Genomic DNA, 9339 nt, shown 5'->3' with positions numbered 1-9339 from the left:
GGGCCCGGCCGCACCCGGCGGCAGGGCACGGGACGGCGCGCCGGGCGGGGCGCTGCGCACGGGGGCCGGGGCGGGGGCGGGGGCCTGCGCGGCCTCGGTCCGCTCCGGGGCGGCGCCCTGGGCGGAGCCCCCCTTCACCGGCTTGCGTACGACCACGGGCGGGATCGGCCGCGAACCCGGGATGTTGATCCGGATCCGGGTCGTCAGGGTGGTCTCGGTCTTCGGCCCGTCGGTGTCGGGCGTGGACGGGTTCGACGTCACAGGGTTCTCCTCCGGGGCGGTCGCCGCACCGGGCCCGGTCGGCACAGTCGTGGACGGGTGGCCGGTTCCGTACGGCGGGGTACCCGAGGGGTACGCGGCTCCACCGTGCCCTTGGGGCCCGGGGGACGAACTGTCAGTTTCACGACTCAAGGCAGGTTCTCCCGGTTGGCTCCGCCGCCCGTCATACCGTGCGCGGGCAGCTCGGCGGCCCGTCCACCATACTGGCCGCCGCCCGCACGCAACTGTCCCCCGGGAATCCCGGGTTCCTCTTCACTCCCCGCGCGCCCCCTGCCGAGGGTGCGTCAAACCCCCGCAACCCGTCCCCGATCGGAGAACGGCGGAGTTCAGCCGCCCGTCATCCGCGGGGCCGGGAGGCCGAAACGGGCCCCTGCACGGGGCCGTGCATCGTGGCACAGATCACAGCGACCACACTTCCCCCCAAAAGGTATGCGTACATACCGATCCCGGAGGAACCGAGCAGGAAGTCCCCTTCGGGGCGCGGGAGGCCGAGCAGGACGTAGGACAGGAACCAGCCTGCCGCGGCCGCCCCCACCCCGATCCCCGAGCCGAGCGCGATCCGGGCGCCGAGGAAGAGGCCGAGGAGGGCCAGCAGCGCGAGCAGCAGCCCGGCCGGGAACCACAGGTCCACGACGAGCCAGCCGGCCGCGCCGGTGAGCGCGCCCAGGACGAGCAGGCCGAGCAGGGCGGCGATCCGCCCGGGGGTCCAGGGCGTGCTCACGCCTCCACCCCCGCGAAGAGGTCCCGCTCGCGACTGCCGGCCGCGACTCCCGGCTCGCCCGCGGCCAGTTCGTAGTACTCCCGGACGAACAGCGGCTGGGCCAGGTCGTTGGAGAGGGCGAAGAAGGGCCCGTCCACGGCCACCTGGGTCACGTGCGCGCGCATGGCCGCGGCCTTCGCCGACGCCAGGGCCCGCCCGTCGTCGTCATCGCCGATCTCGGCGGTGATCCGCTCGTCGTCGACCACGCCGGGGACGTCGTCGAGGCTCGCGATCCCGGGGAAGGCGGCGCCGGTGGCGCGCAGGTGCGCGAAGCCCTCCTCGGCCACCGAGCGCGGGACCCGGTTCCAGTACAGCTTCGCGACCGCGTGCGGGGCGCCGAGCTCCGGGCGGTACGCGGCCTCGGCGGCCAGTTCCGCGCCGCGGGTGGCGACCCGGTGGGCCTGGATGTGGTCGGGGTGCCCGTAGCCGCCGTCGGGGTCGTAGGTGACGAGCACCTGCGGGCGCAGCTCCCGGATCACCTCCGCGAGGTGGCCGGCGGCCTCGTCCAGGTCGGCGGACCAGAAGGCGCCCGGGCGGGTGTTCTGCGGGGCGCCCATCATCCCGGAGTCCCGGTAGCGGCCGGCGCCGCCGAGGAAGCGGTGGTCGGCGACCCCCAGCTCCTTCATGGCGGCGGCGAGTTCACCGGCGCGGAAGGGGCCGAGGGTGTCGTCGCGGTCGGGCGCGAGGTGCGCGAGCTCCGCCGGGATGACCTCGCCCTCCTCGCCGAGCGTGCAGGTCACCAGCGCGACGTGGGCACCCTCGGCCGCGTACTTGGCCATGGTGACGCCGTTGTTGATCGACTCGTCGTCCGGGTGCGCGTGCACGAGGAGCAGACGACGGGCGGGAAGACCGTTCATGGGGCCAGCCTACGAGCAGGAGCTACAGCTTGAGGCCACTGATCATGCTCGCCACGTTGGACGTGAGCTGGCTGAGTGTCGGAGCGATCGTCGAGCTCGCCAGGTAGAACCCGAGCAGCACGCAGACAAAGGCGTGCCCCGCCTTCAGTCCCGACCTCCGGACCAGCAGGAAGACGACGATCGCCAGTAGCACCACGGCCGAGATCGAGAGTGCCACGGCGTTTCACCTCCACGTCGAGCGGACATCGGTACGCGTACTCGTGCTCGGCGGAGTCATACCCACCGTGCGCTACGGATCATAACTATCCGTACCAGCGCATCGATCGAATTCCGGCAGCACGAGGGGCGCATGCCGCGCACGGCCGGGGGCATACGGGGGCCGCACGGAAGGGCGGCGCGCCGCCCCGGCTCGCCGAGGGGGCCCGCGAGGTCGCGCTCCGGCCAGTCCGCCCGGGCCGGAAGTCGGGGCAGAAACGGTCAAGTCGCCCCCACGCACGCCGCGTTGGGGTGGCCGGAACACGACTGCGGGGGTCTGCGCACGGTGGCGCAAAATAATCGCTCGAACGGACGGACGGACGGGGGAACGGACGGACGGGCGCCACGGCCCCTACGCGCCCGCCTCCCCCGCGGGCGGGGGCGGCACCACCTGCTTCTCGGCCGCGAAGTGACAGGCCGACGGGTGGGCGGCCGGGCCCGAGGGGAAGACCTCGGGGACCGCCAGCAGCGGGACCTCGGAGGTGCAGCGCGGCCGGGCCTTCCAGCACCGGGTGCGGAAGGGGCAGCCGGACGGCGGGTTGGCCGGGGAGGGGACGTCGCCGGTGAGGATGATCCGCTCGCGGTGGGCGCGCGCCTCGGGGTCGGGGACGGGCACGGCGGAGAGCAGCGCCTGGGTGTACGGGTGGGTGGGGTGGTCGTAGATCTGGGTGTCGGTGCCGATCTCGACGATCCGGCCGAGGTACATGACCCCGACCCGGTCGGAGATGTGCCGGACGATCGAGAGGTCGTGCGCGATGAACACGTAGGAGAGGTCGAACTCGTCCTGCAGGCGCGCCAGGAGGTTGATGACCTGGGCCTGGACGGAGACGTCGAGGGCGGAGACGGGTTCGTCCGCGACGATGACCTCGGGCCGCAGGGCGAGGCCGCGGGCGATGCCGATGCGCTGGCGCTGGCCGCCGGAGAACTGGTGCGGGTAGCGGTTGATGTACTCCGGGTTGAGACCCACGACGTCCAGGAGCTCCTGGACCTTGCGGCGCCGGTCGCCCTTGGGAGCCACCTCGGGGTGGATCTCGAAGGGCTCCCCGATGATGTCGCCGACCGTCATGCGCGGGTTCAGCGAGGTGTACGGGTCCTGGAACACCATCTGGATGTTGCGGCGGACGGCCTTCAGGGCCTTGCCGGACAGCTTGGTGATGTCCTCGCCCTTGTACGAGATCGCTCCCGCGGTCGGGCGTTCCAGGTTGACCAGCATCTTGGCGACGGTGGACTTCCCGCAGCCGGACTCGCCGACGATGCCGAGGGTCTCGCCCCGGGCGAGGCCGAAGGAGACCCCGTCGACGGCCTTGACCGCGCCGATCTGCTTGCGGAAGACGATGCCCCGGGTGAGGGGGTAGTGCTTGACGAGGTCGCGGACCTCCAGGATGGGCTCAGGCACCGAGGCACTCCTTCCAGAAGAAGCAGGCGCTGGCCCGGTCCGGGGCGACCTCCGCCAGCGGCGGGACCTCGGCGCGGCAGGCGGCCCGGGCCATCGGGCAGCGCGGGTTGAAGGCGCAGCCGGGCGGGATGGCGAGGAGGTTCGGCGGCAGGCCCTTGATCGCGTAGAGCTCCTGGCCCTTCTGGTCCAGGCGCGGGATCGAGTCCAGCAGGCCGCGGGTGTAGGGGTGGGCGGGAGCCTTGTAGAGGGCGTGGACGGGCGCGGTTTCGACGATGCGGCCGGCGTACATGACGGCGATCTTGTCGGCGACGTCGGCGACGACGCCGAGGTCGTGGGTGATCAGGATCAGGCCCATGTGGAGTTCGCGCTGGAGCTCGGCGAGCAGGTCCATGACCTGGGCCTGGACGGTGACGTCGAGGGCGGTGGTGGGCTCGTCGGCGATGATCAGGGAGGGCTCCAGGGCCAGCGCCATGGCGATCATGATGCGCTGGCGCATGCCGCCGGAGAACTGGTGCGGGTAGTCGTCGACCCGTTCCTTCGCCGCCGGGATCTTCACCCGCTCCATCAGCTCGACGGCCTTGGCCTTGGCGTCCTTGCGGGACATCCCGCGGTGGACCTCGTACATCTCGCCCAGCTGGGCGCCGACGCTGAGGACGGGGTTGAGGGAGGAGAGGGCGTCCTGGAAGATCATCGCCATCTCGGCGCCGCGGACCTTGCGGCGCTCGTCCTCCTTCATCTTCAGGAGGTCCTTGCCCTTGAAGAGGATCTCGCCGCCCGCGATCCGGCCCGGCGGCACGTCCAGGATCCCCATCACGGCCTGGGCGGTCACCGATTTGCCGGAGCCGGACTCGCCGAGCACGGCGAGGGTCTCGCCCTCGTCGACCGAGTAGTTCACCCCGTTGACGGCCTTGGCGACGCCGTCGCGGGTCTTGAACTCGACGTGCAGGTCGCGGACTTCGAGCAGCATGTGCCGGCTCACTCCTCAGCGCAGCTTGGGGTCGAGGGCGTCGCGCACCGCGTCGCCGAGCATGATGAAGGCGAGCACGGTCAGGCTCAGGGCGCCGGCCGGGTAGAGCAGCATGTGCGGTGCGTTGCGGATCTGGGAGGCGGCGTTGGAGATGTCGATGCCCCAGGAGACGGTCGGCGGGCGCAGGCCGACGCCGAGGAACGACAGGGTGGCTTCGAGGGCGATGTAGGTGCCCAGCGCGATGGTGGCGACGACGATGACGGGGGCGACGGCGTTGGGAGCCACGTGCCGCAGCATCATGCGGGCGTTGCCGGCGCCGAGGGCGCGGGCGGCCTGGACGTAGTCGTTCTGCTTGGCGGTGATCACCGAGCCGCGGGCGATGCGGGCGAGTTGCGGCCAGCCGAGCAGCACGATGAAGCCGACGACGGGCCAGACGGTGGTGCTGGTGACCACGGAGAGGAAGACCAGGCCGCCGAGGATGACGGGGATGCCGAAGAAGATGTCGGCGACCCGGGAGAGCAGGGAGTCGCCCCAGCCGCCGAAGAAGCCGGCGAGCCCGCCGAGTACGGAGCCCAGCAGGGCGGCGCCGAGGGTGGCGCAGACGCCGACGGTGATGGAGGCGCGGGCCCCGTAGACGGTACGGGTGTACACGTCGCAGCCCTGGGTGTCGTAGCCGAAGGGGTGTCCGGGCTGGGAGCCCTGCTGGGACTTGGACAGGTCGCAGTGCAGGGGGTCGCCGCCGGCGATGAGCTGGGGCCAGATGGCGATGATCACGAGGAAGAGGATCATCAGGGAGGAGACGATGAAGACGGGGTTGCGGCGCAGCTGGTGCCAGGCGTCGGACCAGAGGGACCTCGCCTTCTCCCTCGGGCCGGTGTCGGGTCCGGGGGCCTTCTCCAGGCTCTCGGCTTCCTCCAGGGCGAGGTCCATGCCCCCTCCCTGGCCGGTGGGCGACATCGCTTCGCCGGGGGCGGGTCCCACGGGGTCGTAGCCTCCGGGTCCTTCGGGGCGCTCGGGCTCAGGCATAACGGATCCTCGGGTCCAGGACCGCGTAGAGCAGGTCGACGAGCAGGTTCGCCAGCAGGAAGACGATGACGAGGATGGTCACGAAGCCGACCACCGTCGGGGCGTTGTTGCGCAGGATGCCCTGGTAGAGCTCGTAGCCGACGCCGTGGATGTTGAAGATCCGCTCGGTGACGATGGCTCCGCCCATCAGCGCGCCGATGTCGGTGCCGATGAAGGTGACGACGGGGATCAGGGAGTTGCGCAGCAGGTGGCGGGTGACGACGCGGCGGCGCGGCAGGCCCTTGGCGGTGGCGGTGCGGACGTAGTCGGCCTTGACGTTCTCGGCGATGGAGGTGCGGGAGAGCCGGGTGACGTACGCGAGCGAGACGAGGGCGAGGACGATGCCCGGCAGGATCAGCTCGTTGAAGGGCGCGTCCGGGGAGACGGTGGGCCGCACCCAGCCCCATTTGACGCCGAAGAGGTACTGGAGCAGGTAGCCGGTGACGAAGGTGGGCACCGAGATGACGACGAGGGTGAGCACCAGCACCGAGGTGTCGACGGACTTGCCCCGGCGCAGCCCGCTGATCACGCCGAGGGTGATGCCGATGACGATCTCGAAGAAGATCGCGACGATGGTCAGGCGCAGGGTGACCGGGAAGGCGGAGGCCATCAGATCGGTGACGCTCTGCCCGTTGAAGGCGGTGCCGAAGTCTCCCTGGAAGATCTGGCCCATGTAGTGCAGGTACTGCTTCCACAGGGGCTGGTCGAGGTAGAGGTCCTTGCGGATCCGCGCGGCGGTGGCGGGGTCGGGGGCCTTGTCCCCGAAGAGGGCCGCCACCGGGTCGCCGAGCGCGTACACCATGAAGAAGATCAGGAACGTGCTGCCGATGAACACCGGGATCATCTGGAGCAGCCGCCGGATCACATAACGTCCCATGGACTGCTCCAGGATCGATCCGAAGAGGGGTCAGCTGACCTTGATCTGGTCGTAGACCGGGACGCTGAACTGGTTCAGGGCGACGTCGGAGATCCGCTCGGAGTGCCCGGCGCTGCCGTTCTGGTACCAGAGCGGGATGGAGGGCATCTGCTCGGCGAGGATCTTCTCGGCGTCCTGGAACTTCGCGATCGCCTGGGTGGCGTCGCTCTCCTGGTTGGCCTCGTCGACGAGCTTGTCGAAGGCCGGGTCGCTGAACTTGCCGTAGTTGGAGGAGGCGCCGGTGTAGTACAGCGGCTGCAGGAAGTTCTGGATCAGCGGGTAGTCGGCCTGCCAGCCCGAGCGGAAGGGGCCGGTGAGCTTGAAGGAGCTCTGCTGGTTGCGGAAGTCGGCGAAGGTGCCGATGGGGTTGACCGTGCAGACCGGGCCCTCGCCGAGCGCGTTGTTGACGCTGTTGCAGACGGCGTCCATCCAGTCGCGGTGCGAGCCGGTGTCCACGTTGGAGGTCAGCGTGACCTTGCCGCCGGGCAGGCCGCCGGCCTCCTGGATGAGCTTCTTGGCGGCCACGGGGTCGTACTTGCAGGCGTCGCCGCAGAGGGTGGCGTTGAATCCGCCCTTGGCCCCGAGGGCCGGTGAGGTCCAGTCCTTGGCGGGCGTGCGGGTCTCGCGGAAGATCTGCTCGGTGATCTCGTCGCGGTTGATGGCCATCGAGATGCCCCGGCGGACCTTCTCCATGCCCTCCTTGCTCCACTGCGGGTCGTACAGCGGGAAGGTCAGGGTCTGGATGATGAGGGCGGGCTGGTTGATGTACCGGTCGCCGAGGTCGTTCTTGACGTTCTTGAGCTGCTGCGCCGGGACGTCGTCGACCAGGTCGAGGTTGCCGGAGATCAGGTCCGTGTACGCGGTGTTGTTGTCGGTGTAGACCTTGAGGTCGACGCCGCCGTTCTGGGCCTTGTCCACGCCGGTGTAGCCGTCCCACTTGCGCAGCTTCATGCCGGTGCCCTTGGTGTACGAGTCCACCGTGTACGGGCCGTTGCCGACGGGCTTGTCCAGCCAGGCGGCGTGATCGGTGAAGAAGGTCTTGGGCAGCGGCGAGAAGGCCTGGTAGCCGAGGGTCTCGGGCCAGGTGGAGAACTTCGACTTCAGGGCGACGGTGAAGGTCTTGGGATCCTTGACGACCAGGCCGGACATGGTCTTGGCCTTGGGCTCGCCGGAGGCGGGGTGCAGGTCCGCGTAGCCGACGATGTCGGAGAAGAACGGCGCGTTGTTCTGCTTGTTGCGCACGTCCGCGCCGTAGTTCCAGGCGTCGACGAAGGACTGGGCGGTGACCGGCTCGTCGTTGCTGAACTTCCAGCCGTCGTTCAGCGTGATCGTGAAGTTCTGGCTGTCCGTGGTCTCGATCTTCTGGGCGAGCACGTTCTTGGCCTCGCCGGTCTTCGGGTCGTAGCGCTTGAGGCCCCGGAAGAGCATGTCGAGGACCTTGCCGCCCTGTACCTCGTTGGTATTGGCGGGCTCCAGCGGGTTCTGCGGGTCGCCCCAGGAGGAGCTGATGATCCCTTCGGCTCCGCCACCGCCGCCACTGTCGCTCCCGCCGCCGCAGGCCGTCGCCGCGAGGGCGACGGCCACCGCACATGCGGCCCACTTGGCGTGGGTGGCTCCGCGCATGGAGTGCCTCCTAGGGGTACCAAAACTCGCTTAGGGGCCTATGTCACCCCATGGAAGTCCCGGAACACCCTCGGTTCGACCGATTGCACCCTCGCGTCCCCCGGCTGTCACCCCTGGGGGTGCATGGGCAGCTCCCAGGTGTCGACGGCGTAGTGCAGCCGCATGCCGTGCGCCTCATAGAGCGCGAGTGCGCCGGTTTCGTTCGCGGTGTCCACTCCGAGGCCCAGCGTGTCGCGGCCGCGGGCGGTGTAGGCGGCGAAGGCGTGGCGGAGCAGGAAGCCGCCGAGGCCGCGGCCGCGCAGGTCCTCGCGTACGCCGATGTGGCTGATCCAGCCCATGCTGGTGCGGTCGTCGCGGGTGAGCAGGACGGCCGCGTCGCCCTCCCCGGGCAGGCTCGCGATCCACACCAGCGACCAGTCGAGGGCCCGGGCGTCGAGGTGGTCCAGCCACGCATCGTACGCGCGGTCGACATGGCCGAAGTGGGCGGCGAAGGTCTCCTCGACCAGGGCGTGGGCCCGGCGGCGGTCGGCCTCGTCGGCTCCGCAGTGGCGCAGGGTCAGCCCGGCGGGCGCTGCGGGCGCGGCGTCGGCGGGGGTGAGGCCGCGGGTCATCACCTGGTAGTGGCGCACGGTGCGGTAGCCGCGCCGGGTGAGGAGGGCGAGGTCGAGGGTGGGTTCGACGTTGAGCTGGAGCCGCAGCCGCGGCTGCCCGGCCCCGGCGGCCATCGCGCGGGCGCGGGCCTCCATCAGCTCCAGCAGCCGGACGGCGGCCTCGGGATCGCCGGGCAGGACGTAGTGGTCGCAGTCGATCCGGCCCGGCCCGGAGTCGTTCCAGACCAGGGCGTACGCGACGAGCCGGCCGCCCCGGTGGGCGAGCCAGGAGTCGGTGGCCAGGTCCACGCCGGGGTGGTTGAGATCGGCCTCGACGGTGCCCAGGTCGGTTTCGGGTCTGCCGATCTCGATGACGTCGACGGCGTTGAGGAGCGCGCAGATGTCGGAGGCGTCCCCGGGTCCGGCGGGCCGGACGGTCAGAGTGTCGGTCATCCGCCCACTCTCGGCCGCGCCGGAAGGAGGGCGCAACCCGATTAGTCGAGCTCCACGTTCGCCAGGTCGATGAGGCCCTGGGCGTCGACCTCGACGTTCTTCACGGACTTGGAGAAGGCGGTCGCGGACATGTAGGTGAAGACCGGGATGTAGGGGAGGTCCCTGACCAGGATGTCAT

9 protein-coding genes and 1 pseudogene are annotated in these 9339 nt (G+C 70.5%); all 10 read right to left on the bottom strand.

Annotated features, from left to right (window positions below):
• Positions 1 to 411, bottom strand: a pseudogene (locus ACFV0Q_RS32780) (hypothetical protein); the annotation flags it as partial.
• Positions 412 to 616: 205 nt separating this feature from the next.
• Entirely contained in the window at positions 617 to 1000 is a 384-nt protein-coding gene (locus tag ACFV0Q_RS32775) for a DUF6113 family protein (protein ID WP_385010327.1), read from the bottom strand.
• The gene (gene mshB / locus ACFV0Q_RS32770; RefSeq protein WP_385010325.1) at positions 997 to 1896 is read right to left on the bottom strand and encodes an N-acetyl-1-D-myo-inositol-2-amino-2-deoxy-alpha-D-glucopyranoside deacetylase; all 900 of its coding nucleotides are present in this window, start codon (positions 1894 to 1896) and stop codon (positions 997 to 999) included. The genes ACFV0Q_RS32775 and mshB overlap by 4 nt, the downstream gene beginning before the upstream one ends.
• 22 nt (positions 1897 to 1918) lie before the next feature.
• Complete coding sequence (locus tag ACFV0Q_RS32765; protein WP_030226073.1) at positions 1919 to 2113, bottom strand: hypothetical protein; 195 nt, start codon at positions 2111 to 2113, stop codon at positions 1919 to 1921.
• A 390-nt stretch (positions 2114 to 2503) separates the two neighbouring features.
• Positions 2504 to 3547, bottom strand: coding sequence for an ABC transporter ATP-binding protein (locus ACFV0Q_RS32760; protein ID WP_385010323.1), 1044 nt, complete (start codon positions 3545 to 3547; stop codon positions 2504 to 2506).
• Positions 3540 to 4514 (bottom strand): ABC transporter ATP-binding protein, encoded by a 975-nt coding sequence (locus tag ACFV0Q_RS32755; RefSeq protein WP_385010321.1) that lies wholly within the window; start codon positions 4512 to 4514, stop codon positions 3540 to 3542. Before ACFV0Q_RS32755 ends, ACFV0Q_RS32760 begins: the two co-directional genes overlap by 8 nt.
• A 15-nt stretch (positions 4515 to 4529) precedes the next feature.
• A complete protein-coding gene (locus ACFV0Q_RS32750; RefSeq protein ID WP_385010319.1) occupies positions 4530 to 5540 on the bottom strand; it encodes an ABC transporter permease in 1011 nt (336 codons plus the stop codon).
• Positions 5533 to 6456, bottom strand: coding sequence for an ABC transporter permease (locus ACFV0Q_RS32745; protein ID WP_385010317.1), 924 nt, complete (start codon positions 6454 to 6456; stop codon positions 5533 to 5535). The genes ACFV0Q_RS32750 and ACFV0Q_RS32745 overlap by 8 nt, the downstream gene beginning before the upstream one ends.
• A 30-nt stretch (positions 6457 to 6486) precedes the next feature.
• Complete coding sequence (locus tag ACFV0Q_RS32740; RefSeq protein WP_385010315.1) at positions 6487 to 8118, bottom strand: ABC transporter substrate-binding protein; 1632 nt, start codon at positions 8116 to 8118, stop codon at positions 6487 to 6489.
• 107 nt (positions 8119 to 8225) lie between these two features.
• The gene (locus ACFV0Q_RS32735) at positions 8226 to 9161 is read right to left on the bottom strand and encodes a GNAT family N-acetyltransferase (protein ID WP_385010313.1); all 936 of its coding nucleotides are present in this window, start codon (positions 9159 to 9161) and stop codon (positions 8226 to 8228) included.
• Between the last annotated feature and the right edge of the window lie 178 nt (positions 9162 to 9339).

It is taken from the genome of Streptomyces sp. NPDC059564 (assembly GCF_042735575.1).
In the GTDB taxonomy this organism is placed as follows: domain Bacteria; phylum Actinomycetota; class Actinomycetes; order Streptomycetales; family Streptomycetaceae; genus Streptomyces.
Note: the sequence above shows the minus strand (reverse complement) of the source record. Positions and strands in the feature narration are given on the sequence as shown.